The sequence below is a fragment of the Allobosea sp. P4_E12 genome (assembly GCF_056401655.1).
This window is the reverse complement of sequence record NZ_JBFUIY010000001.1, coordinates 45937-63997: the sequence shown is the minus strand read 5'-3', so window position 1 is coordinate 63997 and position 18061 is coordinate 45937. Positions and strand designations below refer to the sequence as shown.

Sequence of the window (18061 nt, the reverse complement as noted above, 5' to 3'; positions counted from 1 at the left end):
GGCTCTGATCAGGTCTTCTTGCGGAAGGAATCGAGACTGACGACCTGCGCGCCGCCGCCTTCGTCACCATCCGCGCCCGCGTCGGCCTTCGCCGGGTCCGCTTCGTCGTCGGTGGCTGCCTTGTTCTTCGCAGTGGCACTTGCGGATTGTGGCTTTACCGGGAGCGCAAGCGGTGTTGGGGCGGCTACGCTGGGCTCGGACCCGGCTCCGCGTGGTGCCTTTCCGGCTCCCGCGGTCTGATCACTCGCCGAGGCTTCTTCAGGAGCCTCCTGGGTTTCGAACTTCAGGCCGAACTGGACCGAGGGATCGAAGAAGGTGGTGATCGAATCGAAGGGCACCAGCAGCCTTTCGGGCACGCCGGAGAACGAGAGACCGACCTCGAAGGCGTGGTCGCTGACGTTGAGGTCCCAGAACTGATGCTGGAGCACGACCGTCATCTCGTCCGGGTGCTTTTCGCGCAGTCGCTGCGAGAGGCGCACGCCAGGGGCCGTCGTGCGGAACGTGATGTAGAAATGGTGCTCACCCGGCAGGCCATCGCGGCTCGCCTCGGCCAGGATCTTCCGTACGACACCCTTCAGCGCGTCCTGCACCATGAGATCGTAGCGAAGAATATCCTGTACCATCGTATCGACTATCCGTGTCCGCTTCCGAGCAAGGCAGAAAGTCGCCGGCCCTCGCATAAAAAAGTGGAGGCTTCTGTTGCCAGGCGCCTCCGAGCCCCGCCTTACGCGGCTAAGCGCAAGGGCTTTGGTTTGGGAACCAGCACCGCTTACGCGGCGACAGCAACCCGAGCATTGTTGTCGTTGGCAACTATGCAATGGCCCGATAACGGCGGAACCATGCCGAGCAAAAGAACGACCTTTACACCCTCGTCGATCCTATTTCGCCCCCGCCGGAGCCCGTCTCGCGAATCGCGCACGGGCTCTGGTGGAGGCGCCGGGTACCGCCCCCGGGTCCGAAAGGCTTATTTCGACGTTCGTTTATCGCCATAGCCGCTCTTGCGAGTGGCAAACCGAATATAGGGACTCGGAGCGCGCGGGGAAAGAGAGCATCGTCACTCCATCCGAAGCAATTTCGCCGGCTCTCACCGGGACGGAATATCGAGATTTGGCTCATCCCGGATGATCCTGAGGACCTTGCCGTTACTGACGCTGACATCGATCGCGATCTCGGCGCCGTTACTGTCGACCCCGCCGAGCTCCCAGCGACCGCCATGGCGCTCGATATCCTCGATCCAGACCATGCCGTGATCGATAGCGATCTCGCGGGCTTCCGTAATCGAGATTTCACGGGTGCTCGGAGCGGGGGACGGCATGGTGTTGGCGGCCACGGCAGGGAAGGAGAGCAGGACGGCGACCGGCAGGAGCCACATTGCGCTGCGAATCGACATTTTGGTTCTCCCTAGCCTGAACAGAGGCAGGGAGCGGCTCAATCATGGCTTTGTTTCGGCTGGTCTGAGGCGCTTCCTTGCGGCTTATCGCATTGCCGTGAGCGCATGTGTGCACTGCAATGCGATGGCTCCAGACGATGCGATACCGTCTCCAGGATGTGCGATGCCGGAGAAGGCCCAGTGGGGAGGTTCGCACCACCGTTTGGAGGCGGCGGTGCATTGGAACGGGGCCGGCGAGTGAGGCCGCTGCCTGTGTATGCTGCACGGCGGCAAACCTGCCGATGCCTGGTGACCTCGAAGCCTGTCAGTATATATGTTGCACGCACGGATCGTGCCGCTAACACACATGTTCAGGGCCAACGAGCCTGGGAGTGGCAAGAGCTCCCGGACTCTTCGCGGAGGCGGCTAGTGATCAGAAGGCATCCAGAATTCCAGTATCTCGACCTGCTTTCCGACGTCCTGGAGCGCGGAGACGAGCGGTTGGACCGTACTGGTGTAGGCACTCGCTCGCTTTTTGGCGCCATGGTGCGATTCGATTTGTCGGATGGCAGTGCGCCTATCCTCACGACGAAACGCGTCTATTGGAAAACCGCGGTCAAGGAGATGCTCTGGTTCTTGACCGGGGGCACCAATATCCAACCTCTGCTTCGCGAGAACGTCCGAATCTGGACCGACTGGCCGCTTGCGCATTATCGCCGTGAGACAGGCGAGACCATCTCGCAGGACGCGTTCGAGCAGCGTGTTGTCGAGGACGACGCCTTTGCTGCTCGCTGGGGCGAACTTGGCCCTGTCTATGGCAAGCAATGGCGCCGCTGGCTGGGCGCCGACGGCCGCGAGCATGATCAGATCGCGGCACTGGTCGAGGCGCTGCGGACGAATCCAACGAGCCGCCGAATGCTCTTCCATGGATGGAACGTGCCGGAACTCGGTGCGATGGCGCTTCCGCCTTGCCACATGGTGTATCAGTACCACGTGACCTCGGATGGGCGGCTGAACTGCCTCTTGTTCCAGAGGTCGGTTGATCTGCTCCTCGGAGCTCCGTTCAACTTTGTCGGCGCCGCTGCACTGCAACTCATGCTGGCCCAGCAGGCGGACCTCCGTCCTGGCGAACTGATCTGGGTGGGTGGGGACGTCCATCTCTACCTTAATCACCTGGGGCAGGCCCGGGAGCAGGTTTCGCGTGAGCCCCGGCCATTTCCCACGATGCGGCTCACCCGACGGGCGGCGACGATAGACGAGTACCGCATCGACGATTTTGACGTCGAAAGCTACGCGCCTCACGCGGCGATCAAGGCCGACGTGGCGGTCTGAGCTCGATCGTTCTAGCCCAGCTGAGTTTTTCAGGAGCAGTGACCGCGACCTCTCCGGGGAGTTCGGGCCGCGCCGTCGACGTCGGTCGAGCGCTGAAATGAGGTTGTCCGACGAGAATTGATGCGGGTTGCGCATCAGGCGCAGGATATTCTTGCGTTAGATCAATTGGGCTGGCGTCAGCATCTGCAAGACTGCGCTCTCAATGGCATCCAAGAGGCACGGATATGCTTCGAAGGAACCGACGCATCCTTGGTCGCAATCGTCTCACTTCTAGCAAGTGCGAGATAGGCGGCAGCCCCCGGCTTTGCCTGCTGGAGCATTCCAGGAGACGCCTCGTAGGCTCGATCCATTCCAACTGCGCTGCAGTGCTGGCTAGCATGGATCCCCCCAATTCATCGGCGCGGGAGCCTGCCCCAGGCCAAGATACGATCTGCAGGAGATAGCCGCATGTCACCGGCAAGGGCGAAACCCAGCAGCATTAGCTATGTCAGCATCATGGCTCTGGTTTATCCCGGCCCAGACGCAGAAGGGCTCATTGGGCTCGCCGCATCGCTCGCCCACCGGTTTTCGAGCCGATTGATCGGCATCGCCGCTGAAGATTTTGTCCTCCCGTACTATGGCGACGGGGCGGTCGCAATGGACCCCATACTGGTCGAGAATGCCAAGAGGGCGGCAGCGGAGAACCTTATCGAGGCCGAGAAGGTTTTTCGCCGGGCCGCGGGGACGACGAGCAGGATCGAATGGCGTTCGACGGTCTGCCAGCCTCGTGGCTTCATCCTGGCGCAGTCACGTGCCGCCGACCTCGTGGTGCTGGGCCGACGTGCTCCCGGCGACGTGAGCGATAGCGGCATGGCGGTTGGGCCTGAAGAACTCATCATGGATCTTGGGCGCCCCGTTCTTCTCGTGCCACCCCGGTTCGAGTTTCTTTCAGCCAAGCGGATTGTGGTCGCCTGGAAGGGCACAAGGGAAGCCCGGCGCGCCATCTGGGACGCCCTGCCGCTCCTCAGGCAGGCCGAGGCGGTGAAAGTCGTTTCCGTTGGCGCGGACGCTGGCGAGCAGGGGGTGGAGGACGTCTGCCACTACCTGTCCGAGCACCATGTCTCGGCGCGTCCCGTGCTGCGGCAGGACGGTCTCGGCGATCCAGTCGACCAGATCACCGAACTCGCCCGGCAAGAAGGGGCCGATCTCATCGTTTCCGGGGCATATGGGCATAGCCGCATGCGCGAATGGATTTTGGGCGGTGTGACAAACGATCTGCTCAAGGCCGCGCCGACATGTTGCATGATGTCCCATTGAGGCCGGGAACTCCGGCGCAGGGATGCGTCGCGATGTCCCGCGGGCCACTTGGACTGGCTGCGCCCGCAGATTGCAGCACGCGACCGAGGTGTTTCAACTTGGGGTTCGTTCAGGAGCGGCAGCGATGCCCATACGACTCAGCTTCTTCGGTGCTGCGCAGTCCGTGACCGGCTCATGTTTCCTGCTGGAGACACTGGGAGCGCGCGTGCTGGTCGACTGCGGTATGTTCCAGGGGGCAAAGACCGAAAAGGAACTGAACTACCGCGCATTTCCATTCCGGGAGTCAGCGATCGATGCTGTTCTGTTGACTCATGCACATATCGACCACAGCGGGCTCATCCCGAAGCTCGTCAAGGGTGGCTTCGCAGGGCCTATCCTTGCCACCGCGGCGAGCATCGACCTCTGCGCCATCATGCTGCGGGATTCCGGTCACATTCAGGAAAATGAGGTCAGGCAGCTCAATCGGCGCAATGCGCGTCGGGGCCGTGATCGCGAGGTAGACCCCATTTACACCGCGGAGGATGCTGAGCGCAGTCTCATACAGTTCAAGGCTGTGACGTATCACGAGTGGGCGCTGGTTGCGCCCGGAGTGCGCGCGCGGTTTTGGAATGCGGGCCACCTGCTTGGTTCCGCGTCAGTCGAGGTCGAGCTCGAGGAGCTGGGGGGCGATACCCGCATGCGCATCCTGTTTTCAGGCGACATCGGCCCCCAGAACAAGCTGTTGCAGCCCAATCCGGAGGCGCCGCGGGATTTCGATTACCTCGTCTGCGAGTCAACCTATGGCGACCGCGACCGCATCGAGACGAACTCGGGCGGTCGACGCCTGCTGTTGCGAGATGAGGTGAGAGCAGCCGCGCGTCGCAATGGCGTACTTCTCGTTCCGTCCTTTGCGGTCGAGCGGACGCAGGAGCTTCTCGTCGATCTGGTCGGCCTGATGAAGGATGGCGAGATCCCGCCTACTCCCATCTATGTCGACTCTCCTCTCGCCACCAAGGCGAGCGGCGCCTTTCAACAGCACGCAAGCGAATTGGAGCACGGTGACGAGCTTGTTGCCGCACTTCAGGGCGGCAACGTACGGTTCACCGAGACCGTTGAGCAGAGCAAGGCTCTTGACCTGCGGCAAGGGTTTCATGTCATCATTGCAGCCAGCGGCATGTGCGAGGCTGGGCGGATTCGCCACCGGCTGAAGAACTGGCTCTGGCGCGAAGACGCAACCGTCCTGTTCGTCGGGTTTCAGGCACAAGGCACGCTCGGGCGGATCCTTCAGGATGGAGCGAGGCGCGTTCGCATTCAGGGCGAGGATATCGACGTGCGGGCGCGCATCCGCTCGCTCGACATGTATTCCGGCCATGCCGACGGTTCGGAACTGGAGGCCTGGGTTCGCGAACGTTTGCCGCTCCGACTGAACCTTTTTCTGGTTCATGGGGAGGAACCGGCCATAGCTGCCATGCGGATGCGGTTGAGCAGGTCGCTCCGGCCCGAGCAGATTTTGTCACCCCTGCTCGATGATACCTACGAACTGACTGCTAACGGCGCAGAACCTGTTGCGATCGGCCTCCCGCGGCGCATCTCTCCGGATCAAATTGGTCGGCTTGACTGGCACAACGAGCGCTCGCGCCTCCTGCTCGATATCGACGAGGCTATGGACAAGGCCGCAGACGAGCGTTCGCGCGGCGTGATGATCCGGCGTTTGCGAAGAGCACTTGCAGGCGAAGAATAGGTGTCGCCAAATGCCGCGACGGTCGATCTCAGGGACGCCTTGAAAGGACACGGCGAAGGGCCTTTTCTCCCCGCAGCGGTGAAACACACCCAGCGCCATGGGGGCTTTGCGCCGAACGGCTCTTGATTCGGATCAAGGCGGGACGGCAGGCCATGTTTCATACTGAACTTCGATGGCCAATCATTTTATAGATTGGATCGTGGTCGCGGTCGCGCGCGACAACGGTCTCGGGGCGCTTGGTCAACAGCCTGGAAGCGGCGCTCGACAGGAGATTCCCATGTTCGTCGAAGCGGTGATGACAACGCCGGTTATCAGCATCCGGCCCTCGACATCGGTCGCTGAGGCTGCCCGGCTCATGTTGGCTCACAGGATCAGTGGCCTGCCCGTCGTCGAGGGCGACGGGACGCTGGTCGGGATAGTGAGCGAAGGCGATTTCCTGCGCCGGAGTGAACTCGGGACCGAGCGCAAACGATCCTGGTGGCTCGAATTTCTCGTCAGCCCCGGAAAGGTGGCCGATGAATACGTCCATGCCCATGGCCGGAAGGTCGAAGAGGTCATGACGAATGGAGCCGTCACCATATCCAAGGGGGCTACGCTCGACGAGGTCGTCGAGATGATGAGTCGACGCAGCATCAAGCGCCTTCCCGTCGTGGACAACGGCAAGATCGTGGGTATCGTCGCTCGATCGGATCTCTTGCGCCCGATGGCCCGCGCGCTGTCGCCAGGCGATACGCAGGCGACGGACGACGAGCAGATCCGAGCTGCCATCCAGGCGGAGCTTTCCGGGCAGWGTTGGGGTGGGGGCGGGCTCATCCGCGTCCATGTCGATAAGGGCGCTGTCGAACTGACCGGGACGATCTTCGACGAACGCGAGCGACGCGCAGCGCACGTCGCTGCTGAAAACGTCGCCGGCGTCAAATCGGTGTCAGATCAACTCGCCTGGGTCGAGCCGATGTCAGGGGTCGTGGTCCTGCCAGAGGAGATCTCGCCAAATGAGATCTCGAAAGCCCGGTGACAGCTGCCAGGGATCTGGGCGGATGAGAGCCATGGTGCTGCATAGGATCGGCCAGCCCCTGTTTCTCGAGGAGCGGCCAGACCCGCTGCCAGGTCCCGGCGAGATCGGGGTGCGGATCGAAGCCTGCGCCGTCTGCCGTACCGACCTGCATATCGTCGATGGCGAACTCACCCCTCAGAGGCTGCCGATCGTTCCGGGGCACGAGATCGTCGGTATCGTGGAGACGGTCGGCGCGGGCGTTACAACACCAGCCGTTGGAACGCGGGTCGGGATCCCCTGGTTGGGGCACACCTGCGGCCATTGTCCCTATTGTGCTTCGGGGCGCGAAAACCTCTGCGACGCGCCGACATTTACCGGGCACACTCGCGATGGCGGCTTCGCGACCCATGTCGTGGCGGATTCGGCATTCGCCTTTCCACTCAATGGATTCGACGATCCGGTCGCCACCGCACCGCTGATGTGCGCCGGGCTGATCGGTTGGCGCTCGCTTCGGATTGCCGGGGAGGGACGCAGGATCGGCTTCTATGGCTTCGGCGCTGCTGCCCACATCCTGGTGCAGCTATGCTGCTGGCAGGGGCGCGACGTCTATGCCTTCACGCGCAACGGTGACGAGGCGGCGCAGACGCTTGCGCTTTCGCTGGGGGCGCGGTGGGCAGGGAGTTCCGGCTCGGCGCCACCCGAGCAACTGGATGCGGCGATCATCTTCGCTCCGATCGGCGATCTGGTGCCGGGCGCGCTGCGATCGGTGCGCAAGGGCGGCCGGGTTGTCTGCGCCGGTATCCACATGAGCGACATTCCGCAGTTTCCCTACAAGATTCTTTGGGAAGAGCGGCAACTGGTTTCGGTTGCCAATCTGACGCGGCAGGACGCGACGGAGTTTCTCGCCATCGCTCAGCAGGCCGATGTGAGGACGACGACAACGGCCTATCCACTCGACGGGGCGAATGTGGCTCTTGCCGACCTTCGGGCGGGACGGCTCCAGGGCGCCGCAGTACTGGTTCCCTGACCCTGTCACATGGGCTGGAACGTCCGGATACGAAGGGCGCGGTCGATCCTCTCAACTGCGAGCATCGCTCAAGCAAAGGTCGGTTTCTGGTATTCTACGCAATGCATTAGAGGGGCGACCGGCGCCGGCCAGGCTTGCCGCGGCGGTTCTCCATGGCGAGGGACTTCAGCCCTTCGGCTGCGGCAAGGTAAACGAGAGTAAGCCCGGCAACGGCGGCGAGGATGGGCAGAGGCAGCGCGACAAATCCGAAATAGCTGCCAAGCGGGCTCAGAGACAGGGCGAGCGCAATCGCGAGGGCGCCAAGCGACGTTGCTATGAGAACAGGATGAGGACTGCTTCGCCAGAGTGGTCGTGAGGTCCTGATGATGAAGATCACCAGGATCTGCGTCGCAATCGATTCAACGAACCAGGCTGTCCTGAACATCGCGATGTCCGCAGCGAAGACCCAAATCAGCATGGCAAATGTTGCGATGTCGAACAGCGATGAGAGCGGTCCCATGATGAGCGTGAAACGCAGGACCGATTTCATGTCCCAAACCTGCGGCGCGGCGAGTGTTTCCTCGTCGGCCCTGTCGAAGGGGATTCCGATCTCGGATAGATCGTAGATCAGGTTGTTCAGAAGGATCTGGAGCGGTGCCAGCGGCAGGAAAGGCAGCACCAGCGACGCAAGCGCCATCGACAGCATGTTGCCGAAGTTCGAACTCGTTCCCATACGGACATATTTCATGATGTTGGCATAGGTGCGCCGGCCCTCTGCCAGTCCCCCGGCCAGCACGCCGAGATCCGGCGCCAGCAGAATGATGTCGGCTGCCTGGCGAGCGACATCGGTCCCGCCTTCAACCGATAGACCGACATCGGCCGCATGGATGGCGGGCGCGTCATTGATACCGTCACCGATGAAGCCGACGGTATGACCATGCCGACGCAAGGCGCGCACGATCCGACTCTTCTGGTCGGGTGAGACGCGAACGAAGAGGTCGGCTCCTTCGGCTCGGGAAGCCAGGGAAATCTCGGACAGGCCGGAAATCTCCTCTCCCGTCATGAGGCCGCGGGTCGGCAGGCCCAGTGTCTCGACGAGGTGCTCGACGACCGGTGCGGCATCGCCAGAGATGATCTTGACGCGGACGCCCGCCTTGATGAGCTGGGCTACAGCCTCCGTCGCGGATGCCTTGGGAGGATCGAGGAAGGCGGCGCAACCGACAAAGGTGAGCCCGGCTTCATCGGTGAGTTCTGCATGATGGCAGCTGGCGGGCATGTCGCGTCTGGCGATCCCTAGCAGACGGAAGCCCTGTCGCCCCCTCTCGTCCAGCAGCGTCGCGATTTTGACCCGCTCGGTCTCATCAAGCGGCGTCACGATCCCGTCGGATGCCTCGATCTGCGTGCACAGGGCGAGCATCGCTTCTGGTGCGCCCTTGGTGATCAACTCAGAGGCGGTGCCGTGCGAAATGAGGACCGATGCTCGCCGCCGCTCGAAATCGAAAGGCAGATCGTCGACATGCGCCCAGCCGCCATCGAAACCTGTCGGCGCTCCGGCCAGGATCGCGTCATCGAGATTGCTGCGCATGCCGCTGGCAAAACGGCTGTTCAGGCGCACCAACTGTGCCGCGCGTGTGCTTTCCATGCCGTCTGCCCCAAAGCTGGCGACGTGCACGATTTTCGCCTCGGTCAAGGTGCCGGTCTTGTCGGTGCACAGGACGTCCATTGCGCCGAGATCGTGGATGGCGGACAACCGTTTCACCACGACCTGGCTCGTGGCCATCCGCACCGCTCCGCGCGCGAGGGTGACCGTCATGACCATCGGCAGCAGTTCGGGGGTGAGGCCTACTGCAAGTGCAACGGCGAACAGGAAGCTCTCGAGCGACAGGCCGTGATGAACAAGCTGCGTTAGGAGCACGAAGAGGACCAGGAACCCGGTGAGCCGCAGGATCAACATGCCGAGCGCATGCACGCCACGCTCGAACGCGGTCGGGGGCTCCTTCGCCTGGACGGAGCTGGATATCGCGCCGAAGCAGGTGGCACCGCCAGTCGCGACCACGAGCATGACTGCCTCCCCGCCGACGATACTGGTTCCGCCGAACAGGGCGTTGAAGGCGTCGGAGAGCGAAGCCCCTGAGGAAGGTCCCGGATGCTTTTCCACGGGATAGGGTTCGCCGGTCAGGAGTGCTTCGTTGGCGAGTGCGCCATTCGCGGAAAGCACGACGCCATCCGCGGGCACGAGTTCGCCGGCACGGAGTTCGAGCACGTCGCCCGGTACGATTTCCTTGACGGCGAGTTCCTGAAGCCTGCCATCGCGACGTACCGACGCCGTCACCGCGACCGAGCGCCTCAACGCCTCAATGGTGGTCTCGGCCTTGTGTTCCTGGGCAATGTCGAGCCCGATGGAAAACAGGACAATGATCAGGATAATGAGGAAGCTCTGCCAGTCTCCCGTGGCGCCCGAGATCGTGGCTGCAATGAGCAGGATGGCGATAAGGGGTTCACAAAGTCGCTTGCCTAGCTTGCCCACGAGACTGCGGCGCACGCCAGTGACAGCCAGATTCGGGCCATAGCGGCCCATTCGCGCGCGCGCCTCCTCGGAGGTCATCCCCTCCGGCCGCACATCGAGTACTCGCAAGATCTCGTCATTGTCGCCCGACCAGAAGGCGGGCACTCCATTGGCTGGTCCCGACCGCGTGGGCGCCTCTTTCGCGAGGCTCAGCGCACGATCCATTGCTCGCCCTCCTTGCGGTAGCTGTGCTTCACGGCCGCCCAGGCAATGCGGTGAGCGATTTCCTCGTGCTCCTCAGCGCTCCGGTCTGCGTAGCCTTCCCAGGCGCTGTTGAAAGCGGCGCGGTAGATTTCCTGAGCGTGGGCAGGCAAATGCGCCCGAACAGAAGCGGGAAGGTCTTCGAGCCTTGCATAAGGCATGAGGCGATCTCCCGTCAGTCGGATCCGGAGCTGGGACGGTGCATTGATCGCGAATGCGGCCCTGCACGTTCGGTTCTCGCGAGCTGCGCCTATGTGGCCCGCATTTCGATCCCTTGCGCGAGGTGGCGTCCTTTCCACGAACGCGCCGGGAAGCGTTCGATCAGCGGGCTTAACCGTGCACATAGAGCCCCGGCGCGGGGCCCAGTGCCTCGTCCCCGGGCGTGGCGACGCTCTGCGGTCGCGACGTCTGGCTGCTTGAGTGGAGGGCGAGCCAAGCAAACCAGTGAGGCCACCAAGAACCCTCATGGTATTCCGCCGCCTGAAGCCAATGCTCTGGTCCCTGATGCCGTTCATGCATCTTCGCCGTCGCGATCCGGACATGGCGATCTGCCCTGCTAGGCGGGGACACGATGCCCTGATTGTGGCCGCCATTCGTAAGGGCGAAGGTCACTTCAGCATCCGTCAGCATGTGCAGCTTGAAGACAGAGCGCCAGGGCGCGACATGGTCCCATTCGGTACCGACGGCGAAGATCGGGCGACGGATATCGCGTAAGGACACCGGGTGTCCGTCAACCAGGAGGCGTCCTTCCGCCAGGTCGTTGTTGAGGTAAAGCGAGCGCAGATACTCGCTGTGCATGCGGGACGGCATCCGTGTCGCATCGGTGGACCAGGCTGCGACATCGCCCATGGGCTCTCGCTGGCCGAGAAGATAGTGACGGATCATCCGAGACCAGATCAGGTCGTTGGAGCGCAGCAGATGAAATGTACTCGCCATGCGCGAGGCTTCGAGGATGCCTTGCTCCGACATCATGTCGTCGAGGATCGCCAGCTGGCTCTCGTCGACGAAGAGGCTCAACTCGCCAGCCTGGCGAAAATCGGTCTGCGCAGCCAGGAATGTCAGGGTCTCAATTCGGTCGTCGTAGTCACGCGCCATCGCGGCGGCCGCGAGACCCAGCAATGTGCCTCCGATACAGTAGCCGACGGCATGGGCCCGTCTGGCGCCAGTGATGGCCAGCGCCGTGGCGAAGGCAGGAAGCACACCCTGAACCCGATAGTCGTCGAGGCCGACGTCGCGATCGGCCGCGCTCGGATTCTTCCATGAGACCATGAACACCGTGAAGCCCGCGTCGACGAGATGTTTCACGAGCGAATTCTGTGGGCGCAGATCGAGAATGTAGTACTTCATGATCCAGGCGGGGATGATCACGACGGGCTCCGCATGCACCGCCGGGGTCGCAGGGGCATACTGGATGATCTCGGCCAGCGGCGTCCGATGGACGACCCGCCCGGGAGTGATCGCGAGCGTGTGACCGGGAACGAAGGCCTCTGCGCCAACCGGTGGCTGTCTGGCGAGAAGCCGCTGCAGATCCTCGAGCGCGAAGCTTGCACCGCGTACGAGATTGCTCCCGCCGCTCTTCAGCGTCGCATCCAGGACCTCTGGATTGGTCATCGGAAAATTGGAGGGAGCAACGAGATCGAGGGCCTGCCGGCCCACGAAGCGCAACAGTGCCATGTGGTGCTCAGTCGAACCATGAATGTGGCGGCTTGCCTCATCGAGTGTTCTCTCGCAGGCGAGCAGGGATTCCGCGAAGAGCGCGAACGGCCATTGTCGCCAGCTTGGGTGACGGAACCGCTTGTCCTGAGGCAACGAATGCTCGCAAGGCGAGCATTCGCCCCCCTTGGTCAACATCTGGACATTCAKCTCGGCCAAGCGACTGGCCTCCGACAGTCCGGTGATGGCGATCTCGGCCATTCGGGCGGGCGAAACCGATAGGTGAACGGCCCAATCGAACCAGGCCTCTGCGAGGCCCATAGGCGAGAAACCTGCGGCCATCCGGCCGATGCCGGCGTGCAGGAAACGATCCAACGGCTCTTCGGGACCAAGCCTGTCCTGTTGTGGTGGAGCCTCCGGCGGGAGGGGCGGCGCATTGGTCAAATGAGGAGTGGTGTTCGGATCAGTGAAGAGGGTGGATTCGACATTCATGTTCGAACTCCCGTCACCAGCGCACGCGCGAAACACAAACTATCAGTCGCAATCCGTTCGGTGGTTGACCTGCATCAAGGCGACCCTCGCCGGATTGTTCTTGATGATCGATACCCAGGCAGCGCTTGGTGCGCTGCCTTCAGAGGAGGCGAGACATGGTAGCTTCAACGAACCGCGCCAGCAGCCCCGACAAACTGGGTTTCCCGTCGTTTGGCTTCCCGGAGGGGATGGGCAAAACGATGCAGGCGCAATTCGCGACCGCCCTTTCCGTACCCCAGGCCATATTGGAGGCAAATCTGACTGTGGGGGCAGAATGGCTTTCCTTTATGGGGCGGCGCATGAAGGCGCAGGCCGAATTGTGCAATGCCCTCAGTCACTGCCAGGAAATTGGCGAAGCGGTCGAGGCGCACCGGAAGTTCAGCCAGGGCATCGCGAGCGACTACTCCACCGAGTTCGACCAACTGGCGACGATCATGCGCAAGGAAATGGCCGTCGTCACCGCGACCGCAACTGAGGCTGTCGAAGAAGCGGGCCGGGCAGGTAAGCTCGCGGCATAGACAGCATACGGCTGTGGCGCCGAAAGGATTCCTGATGCATTCTTGGCGTCGAGCGCAGGACCCTGTCCGTTCGTGGCCGAGAAACTCAGTAGCGCCTCAGTCGCGCCTGGAGGAGGCAAGCCATGTCCAGCAGTCTCCCCCTTGTTCAACGCGATAGCTGGCTTGTCGTGTGCGACGGCGCCAAGGCGCTCATCCTGCGAAATGATGGCGATGTCGACCGATTGCGGCTGCAGGTCCTTCACACGATGGAACGGCCGTCCGCCCCCGATCGCGAGCTTGGGACGGATCGTCCAGGTCGGGTCCATCAGTCTCTCGGCGAGGGGCGCAGCGCGGTTGAAGCAAATAGCCGCCACGCAGCTGCCGAGGTCTCGTTTGTTGGCGAGGTTGCACTCTTTCTGTCTCGACGGAGCGGCGTCGACCGTGTCAAGCGCATCATCCTGATTGCGCCGCCCAAGGTGCTGGGTGAACTGCGTCGCCAGCTGCTTCCGGCCGTGCAGGCTCTTGTCGTGGCGGAAATCGTCAAGGACCTGACGAATCTGCCTGTCGGCGAGATCGAGCGCCATCTTTTGAGGTGAACGGCTGATTGCCCTCCGCCGGAGGTGATTTTCACCGTGTCTGGCTTTAGTTCCGGGCCCTGGGCGAAGGCCGGCCCGGGGATCGCGAGAGCCGGATAGAGAGCGTGATCTGTGTCAATGCGAGCTGCGATAGGGCCGATAGGCTGAAACCATGAAGCGACAGCCCTCTCATTCTGCGATTTTGCTCCTCTTTGGCGCATGCCTTGGTATTATGGCGAGTGCCGTGAACGCGATGCCGGCGGATGCGCAACGCCCTGAGAATGCCCAGAGTGCGGACTTGGGCAAGAAAGTCGCTCAGCGTTGCAGTGGATGTCATGCTGTCGGGCGCACAGGTCAAAGTCCCAACCCCAGGTCGCCACGCTTTCCGCTCATCGCCGAACGTTACCCCGGCGGCAATCCCGCTCCCGTCTTGATTGACGGAACCGTGGTGCGTCACCCGGGAATGCCGGAGTTTCGTCTCACCGAAAGCGAAACCGACGGGCTTGTCGCCTATATCCGGCGGATTTCGCGAAAGTGGAGGCCAGAGTTCCGGTAAGGCCAGGCGTGTGCGAGCCAGGCTGCTGCGCAGGAGGATGGAAATGGACAAGCCTCTCAGGATCGCCTCGTTCCTCGGTCTGGTGGTGACCATGATCGGGATCGATGTGACGGCTGCGCAGAGTATCGGCGATGCTGCCGCTGGCCGCAATCTGGCCTCGACATGGTGCGCTGCATGCCATCGCATCACCGGGGAGGACCGAGATCGGGCCCGCACGCCTCCAGATTTCGGGGCGATAGCCGATACGAGCCAGCAGACCGAGCTCTCGCTCCGGGTGTTTCTCCAGACGCCTCACGGTCAAATGCCGCGCTACCAATTCAGCCGCTCCGAAATCGACGACATCATCTCCTATCTCCTGAGCCTCAGATCGCGCTGAGTCCGCCCTCGTTTCAGCGCAATGTCAGACGCAGGGGGCCGCAGCCCTTAGGATCAGACCGGCGCTGCGGAGTTGATCCAGGTCAACGGAACTGTCGGCTGCTGAGCTAACGATGATGATCAGCCTGGCGTGGAGCGTATCCTGATGAACGATCTGGGTCCAACCATTCGCCCATCCATGCGACGATCGGCCTACGGGATGAAGGCTTGGCCCGGTAAGGAGGCTGGATCACTTGCCGTGACCCCAATTCCATTGGCCACTTCTCCCAGCAGGCGGCAGCGTGCCCATTGGGGCGCCCATCTCATCGACTTGGGCTCAACCGGTCGCGCACGACGGGCTCTCCAGCCGAACGTCGGGGCATTCTCACTCCGAATACCAAAGAGTTTGCTGTTTATGCCACGATGCCGGAGCGTGGTCGCGGTTGGGCGCAAACGAACAGTCTCGTTCGAATAATAATCATATGTTCAGCCAGCCTTCATCTACTTCTCTAAATTTGTCTGGCTCGGAACCGCTGCCGAAGTCTCTCTTTCATTTTGTCTTTCGCATCAGCGGATGGCATCAATTATGGGTTTCCGTCATTTCTGTCGCTGTATTCCTCTTGAATGCCGCGCCAATCGAAATTCAAAGAAGGGTGATCGATACGGCGGTCAAAGGAGGGGCGGTCAGGGACATTCTCCTGCTTGTGACCGCACAAGCCGTGATCATACTCAGTTTTGGGCTGCTCAAGCTCCTCATGAATCTCTATCGAGCTTGGATTGGGGAAAGTGCGACCCGGGCCCTGCGCGTTGCGATCGACACTCGCCTTGCAACGCGCTCGGCCAAGTCACGACAAGACGGTAACGATGCCGTCGGTCTGTCAATGATTATGGCGGAAAGTGACGATGTTGGCGCTTTCGTCGGGTCCAGCATCAGTATCCCGATCGTGGAGATTGGGTTCTTGATCAGCGTCTTCAGCTACCTTTTGATACTGGAGCCGCGAATGGCGCTGGTGAGTGCAGCAATTCTCGCGCCGCAAATCGTTATTGTTCCATTGATTCAGAGGGCAATCAATCCAAGAGTTGCTGGTAGAATAGTTTTATTGCGAAAAATTGGATCTGATATTTTGACTGTCAGCAAATATGGCAGAGATAATCAGAATGACGACGATTTAAATATCGTATTTGATATTAGTATGGGAATATTCGCTTTGAAGTTCTCAATGAATTTTCTGATGAATCTGAGTTATAGCGTAGGCGGAATTCTAATATTGGGCTTGGGTGGCGTGCTTGTCGTCCGCGGTCAGACGGAGATCGCGACGGTCATTACCTTTCTTTCTGCGACGGGAAGGGTGGTCGATCCCTGGAATGACGTGGTCGATTGGGCACGGAACCTGGCAGTTTCAGTGGTGAAATACGATCTGATCGTCAATGGGTTCGCGCGCCTCGACACGGAGGAGGATTTCGCGAGCAGTCGATGAAACGTGACGCGGCGGGCGCGTGCGCGCATCTCGCTGGATCGAGCGATCCCGCGCGAGAGCGGGTGCGCGGCCGCGAGCGGGGCTCATGAATCGCGAGCTGGCGATAGTTCTCGATACATCGATCCGCCAGGGCTAAGATGCTTGCCTAGGTGTTTGCCATGCAGTTTGCCTAATGGGATCGTACGAATATCGAGCGGGCAGGTCGATCAGGCTAATATATTGATCAGCCTGATCGTATCCGGCCTTGCTCTCCAGAAATGACGGAATTTATTACCAGTAAATAAGTGTAGATGATTTCAGGGCGATGGTTTTCCGGTAAAGACGTAGCCGACCCCTCGCACCGTCTTGATGAGCGTCGGCCTCGTCGGGTCCTGCTCGATTTTCTTGCGCAGGCGTGAAATTTGGGCGTCGATCGTTCGATCGAAAGCTTCCAGCCTCCGCCCGTGTGTGATGTCCATCAGTACTTCTCGGGAGAATACGCGTCCGGGGTGTTTTGACAGCGCAGCCAGCATGTCAAACTCTCCGGTCGTGAGAACGATGTCAGAGCCGTCCGCCCTAAGGAGTTGGCGTCGTCCGAGATCGAGGCGCCAGCCATCGAAGCTGACGATTGCGCGATGGTCATTGTGATCAGGTGCTGTTGACGCGTGACGCCGGCGCATGACCGTACGCAGCCGTGCCAGTAACTCGCGAAGATGAAACGGCTTGGCGACATAGTCGTCGGCACCGATCTCGAGCCCAACGACCCGGTCGACGATGTCGTTCCGTCCGGTCAGCATGATGATCGGAACGTCGGAGTGGGAGCGGACTTCGCGAGCCAATCCGAGCCCGTCCTCGCCGGCGGGCAGGACGAGATCGAGCAGAATCATGTCGATCGAGGTTCGCTGAAGGCACTCGCGCATGCCCTGGCCGTTGGCGACCGCCGTGACGCGATAGCCCTCATCCTCAAAATAGCGGACCAGCATCTGCCTGATGCGCATATCGTCGTCGACGACAAGAAGATGCTCGTTCCGGGCTTGCTGTTCGGCCATGTCTGAGCTTCCGGATCACAGTCGTCGAGCCAGCGTACAATCCGTTACAATTTTATACCAACGGTAACTGGCCTATCGTTTCGTCGTCACTGAAGGGCGCTCAATTCTCCGGCTATGAGTGGTTATGCAGGGGAGTGTCATGTTAGCGGGCATCAGTGTTTCGTGCTTAGGCTTACCGCGCGGCAGCTTCCCGGACGCGCAGGTGTCAGCTCCTGACCTGGGGAGCTTGTTCAGGCGGCAACCCATCGAGAAGGTCGAGACTGGAGCTGCGGTCTTTTGGGAGGGAGACGAGGCAACGCATGTCTTCGAAGTTGTCGAGGGCGTCTTGCGCGTTTTCAAGATCATGAGCGATGGCCGCAGGGTGATTACCGGCTTCATCTATCCCGGAGATCTTCTGGGTGTGTCGCTCAAGGATCATTATCTCTATACGGCTGAAGCCATAACACCGGCAAAGCTGCGCCGCTTTGCCCGCTCCCGTTTCCAGGACGAGATCAATCGGTGCCCCGAGCTTCGCCCGCAGCTGTTTGCTCAGTTCTGCGACGAGATGGCTGCGGCCCAGGATCAGATGGTCTTGCTTGCTCGCAAGAGCGCCGAAGAGCGCGTGAGCAGCTTCCTGCTCCTCATTGCCCGCCGCCGGGCCGGAGGTCGGCCGACTTCGCCGTTGCTCGCGGTTCCGATGACGCGCTTGGATATGGCGGATTATCTGGGCCTCACGATCGAAACCGTATCGCGCAGCATGAGCAAGCTCATCGCCTGCGGCGTGATCGCGCCCAGCGGACGCAGCGCGATCATCATCCGCCAGTTGGCAAGGCTGGCAAGGCTTGCTGGTGAAGGGGATGGCGACGATGATGAGGATCGTCCGCCGACCATGACATCGGTGCGGCGCGCGGTCTGGCCTCACTGAG

The 18061-nt window shown here is 61.5% G+C and carries 17 protein-coding genes and 1 other RNA gene; 11 read left to right on the top strand and 7 right to left on the bottom strand.

All coding sequences use genetic code 11. The features are described 5' to 3' along the window. Positions 1-8: 8 nt before the first annotated feature. The 3 genes from AC1DW9_RS00320 to AC1DW9_RS00310 all read right to left on the bottom strand — a co-directional run bounded on the left by AC1DW9_RS00320 (position 9) and on the right by AC1DW9_RS00310 (position 1390). A complete protein-coding gene (locus AC1DW9_RS00320) occupies positions 9-623 on the bottom strand; it encodes an SspB family protein (protein WP_441505353.1) in 615 nt (204 codons plus the stop codon). Positions 624-685: 62 nt separating this feature from the next. Next, positions 686-1048: a transfer-messenger RNA gene (gene ssrA / locus AC1DW9_RS00315) on the bottom strand. A gap of 36 nt (positions 1049-1084) precedes the next feature. Further along, complete coding sequence (locus AC1DW9_RS00310; RefSeq protein WP_441505354.1) at positions 1085-1390, bottom strand: PepSY domain-containing protein; 306 nt, start codon at positions 1388-1390, stop codon at positions 1085-1087. 411 nt (positions 1391-1801) lie between these two features. Here AC1DW9_RS00310 and thyA point away from each other — a divergent pair, with 411 nt between their 5' ends. The 5 genes from thyA to AC1DW9_RS00285 all read left to right on the top strand — a co-directional run bounded on the left by thyA (position 1802) and on the right by AC1DW9_RS00285 (position 7738). Continuing rightward, entirely contained in the window at positions 1802-2701 is a 900-nt protein-coding gene (gene thyA, locus AC1DW9_RS00305) for a thymidylate synthase (protein ID WP_441505375.1), read from the top strand. A 447-nt stretch (positions 2702-3148) separates the two neighbouring features. Then, positions 3149-3997 (top strand): universal stress protein, encoded by an 849-nt coding sequence (locus tag AC1DW9_RS00300; protein WP_441505355.1) that lies wholly within the window; start codon positions 3149-3151, stop codon positions 3995-3997. Between the two features lie 124 nt (positions 3998-4121). Then, positions 4122-5717: an MBL fold metallo-hydrolase RNA specificity domain-containing protein gene (locus tag AC1DW9_RS00295; RefSeq protein WP_441505356.1), complete on the top strand. Its 1596-nt coding sequence runs from the start codon at positions 4122-4124 to the stop codon at positions 5715-5717. Positions 5718-5994: 277 nt separating this feature from the next. After that, positions 5995-6732 carry a CBS domain-containing protein gene (locus tag AC1DW9_RS00290; RefSeq protein ID WP_476854996.1) on the top strand — a complete coding sequence of 246 codons (738 nt, stop codon included), beginning with the start codon at positions 5995-5997 and terminating at the stop codon, positions 6730-6732. Positions 6733-6754: 22 nt separating this feature from the next. Continuing rightward, complete coding sequence (locus AC1DW9_RS00285) at positions 6755-7738, top strand: zinc-dependent alcohol dehydrogenase family protein (RefSeq protein ID WP_441505358.1); 984 nt, start codon at positions 6755-6757, stop codon at positions 7736-7738. A 106-nt stretch (positions 7739-7844) separates the two neighbouring features. Here AC1DW9_RS00285 and mgtA read toward each other — a convergent pair whose 3' ends face one another. The 3 genes from mgtA to AC1DW9_RS00270 form a co-directional block, all read right to left on the bottom strand. Then, entirely contained in the window at positions 7845-10448 is a 2604-nt protein-coding gene (gene mgtA / locus AC1DW9_RS00280; RefSeq protein WP_441505359.1) for a magnesium-translocating P-type ATPase, read from the bottom strand. Continuing rightward, complete coding sequence (locus tag AC1DW9_RS00275) at positions 10433-10645, bottom strand: ChaB family protein (RefSeq protein WP_441505360.1); 213 nt, start codon at positions 10643-10645, stop codon at positions 10433-10435. Before AC1DW9_RS00275 ends, mgtA begins: the two co-directional genes overlap by 16 nt. 169 nt (positions 10646-10814) lie before the next feature. After that, complete coding sequence (locus AC1DW9_RS00270; protein ID WP_476854995.1) at positions 10815-12629, bottom strand: PHA/PHB synthase family protein; 1815 nt, start codon at positions 12627-12629, stop codon at positions 10815-10817. A 155-nt stretch (positions 12630-12784) separates the two neighbouring features. On the opposite strand from AC1DW9_RS00270, the gene AC1DW9_RS00265 reads away from it, so the two are divergent. The 5 genes from AC1DW9_RS00265 (at position 12785) to AC1DW9_RS00245 (ending at position 16128) form a co-directional block, all read left to right on the top strand. Further along, positions 12785-13186, top strand: coding sequence for a hypothetical protein (locus tag AC1DW9_RS00265; RefSeq protein WP_441505362.1), 402 nt, complete (start codon positions 12785-12787; stop codon positions 13184-13186). A gap of 122 nt (positions 13187-13308) precedes the next feature. Further along, entirely contained in the window at positions 13309-13761 is a 453-nt protein-coding gene (locus tag AC1DW9_RS00260; RefSeq protein WP_441505363.1) for a baeRF12 domain-containing protein, read from the top strand. Between the two features lie 151 nt (positions 13762-13912). Then, positions 13913-14296, top strand: coding sequence for a c-type cytochrome (locus tag AC1DW9_RS00255; protein WP_476775140.1), 384 nt, complete (start codon positions 13913-13915; stop codon positions 14294-14296). Between the two features lie 43 nt (positions 14297-14339). Beyond that, the gene (locus AC1DW9_RS00250; RefSeq protein ID WP_441505364.1) at positions 14340-14672 is read left to right on the top strand and encodes a c-type cytochrome; all 333 of its coding nucleotides are present in this window, start codon (positions 14340-14342) and stop codon (positions 14670-14672) included. 460 nt (positions 14673-15132) lie between these two features. Further along, the gene (locus AC1DW9_RS00245) at positions 15133-16128 is read left to right on the top strand and encodes an ABC transporter ATP-binding protein (protein WP_441505365.1); all 996 of its coding nucleotides are present in this window, start codon (positions 15133-15135) and stop codon (positions 16126-16128) included. 296 nt (positions 16129-16424) lie between these two features. Here the strand turns inward: AC1DW9_RS00245 and AC1DW9_RS00240 are convergent, their stop codons facing one another. Beyond that, entirely contained in the window at positions 16425-17156 is a 732-nt protein-coding gene (locus tag AC1DW9_RS00240; RefSeq protein ID WP_441508468.1) for a response regulator, read from the bottom strand. Between the two features lie 139 nt (positions 17157-17295). On the opposite strand from AC1DW9_RS00240, the gene AC1DW9_RS00235 reads away from it, so the two are divergent. Continuing rightward, on the top strand, positions 17296-18060 hold the full coding sequence (locus AC1DW9_RS00235) for a Crp/Fnr family transcriptional regulator (RefSeq protein ID WP_441508467.1): 765 nt from the start codon (positions 17296-17298) through the stop codon (positions 18058-18060). Position 18061: the final 1 nt, after the last annotated feature.

What these genes read in the sequence shown, in the direction of transcription:
- AC1DW9_RS00320 (WP_441505353.1), bottom strand. Translation starts at nt 623, where the DNA reads ATGGTACAGGATATTCTTCGCTACGATCTCATGGTGCAGGACGCGCTG.
- AC1DW9_RS00310 (WP_441505354.1), bottom strand. Translation starts at nt 1,390, where the DNA reads ATGTCGATTCGCAGCGCAATGTGGCTCCTGCCGGTCGCCGTCCTGCTC.
- AC1DW9_RS00300 (WP_441505355.1), top strand. Translation starts at nt 3,149, where the DNA reads ATGTCACCGGCAAGGGCGAAACCCAGCAGCATTAGCTATGTCAGCATC.
- AC1DW9_RS00295 (WP_441505356.1), top strand. Translation starts at nt 4,122, where the DNA reads ATGCCCATACGACTCAGCTTCTTCGGTGCTGCGCAGTCCGTGACCGGC.
- AC1DW9_RS00285 (WP_441505358.1), top strand. Translation starts at nt 6,755, where the DNA reads ATGAGAGCCATGGTGCTGCATAGGATCGGCCAGCCCCTGTTTCTCGAG.
- mgtA (WP_441505359.1), bottom strand. Translation starts at nt 10,448, where the DNA reads ATGGATCGTGCGCTGAGCCTCGCGAAAGAGGCGCCCACGCGGTCGGGA.
- AC1DW9_RS00275 (WP_441505360.1), bottom strand. Translation starts at nt 10,645, where the DNA reads ATGCCTTATGCAAGGCTCGAAGACCTTCCCGCTTCTGTTCGGGCGCAT.
- AC1DW9_RS00265 (WP_441505362.1), top strand. Translation starts at nt 12,785, where the DNA reads ATGGTAGCTTCAACGAACCGCGCCAGCAGCCCCGACAAACTGGGTTTC.
- AC1DW9_RS00260 (WP_441505363.1), top strand. Translation starts at nt 13,309, where the DNA reads ATGTCCAGCAGTCTCCCCCTTGTTCAACGCGATAGCTGGCTTGTCGTG.
- AC1DW9_RS00255 (WP_476775140.1), top strand. Translation starts at nt 13,913, where the DNA reads ATGAAGCGACAGCCCTCTCATTCTGCGATTTTGCTCCTCTTTGGCGCA.
- AC1DW9_RS00250 (WP_441505364.1), top strand. Translation starts at nt 14,340, where the DNA reads ATGGACAAGCCTCTCAGGATCGCCTCGTTCCTCGGTCTGGTGGTGACC.
- AC1DW9_RS00245 (WP_441505365.1), top strand. Translation starts at nt 15,133, where the DNA reads ATGTTCAGCCAGCCTTCATCTACTTCTCTAAATTTGTCTGGCTCGGAA.
- AC1DW9_RS00240 (WP_441508468.1), bottom strand. Translation starts at nt 17,156, where the DNA reads ATGGCCGAACAGCAAGCCCGGAACGAGCATCTTCTTGTCGTCGACGAC.
- AC1DW9_RS00235 (WP_441508467.1), top strand. Translation starts at nt 17,296, where the DNA reads ATGTTAGCGGGCATCAGTGTTTCGTGCTTAGGCTTACCGCGCGGCAGC.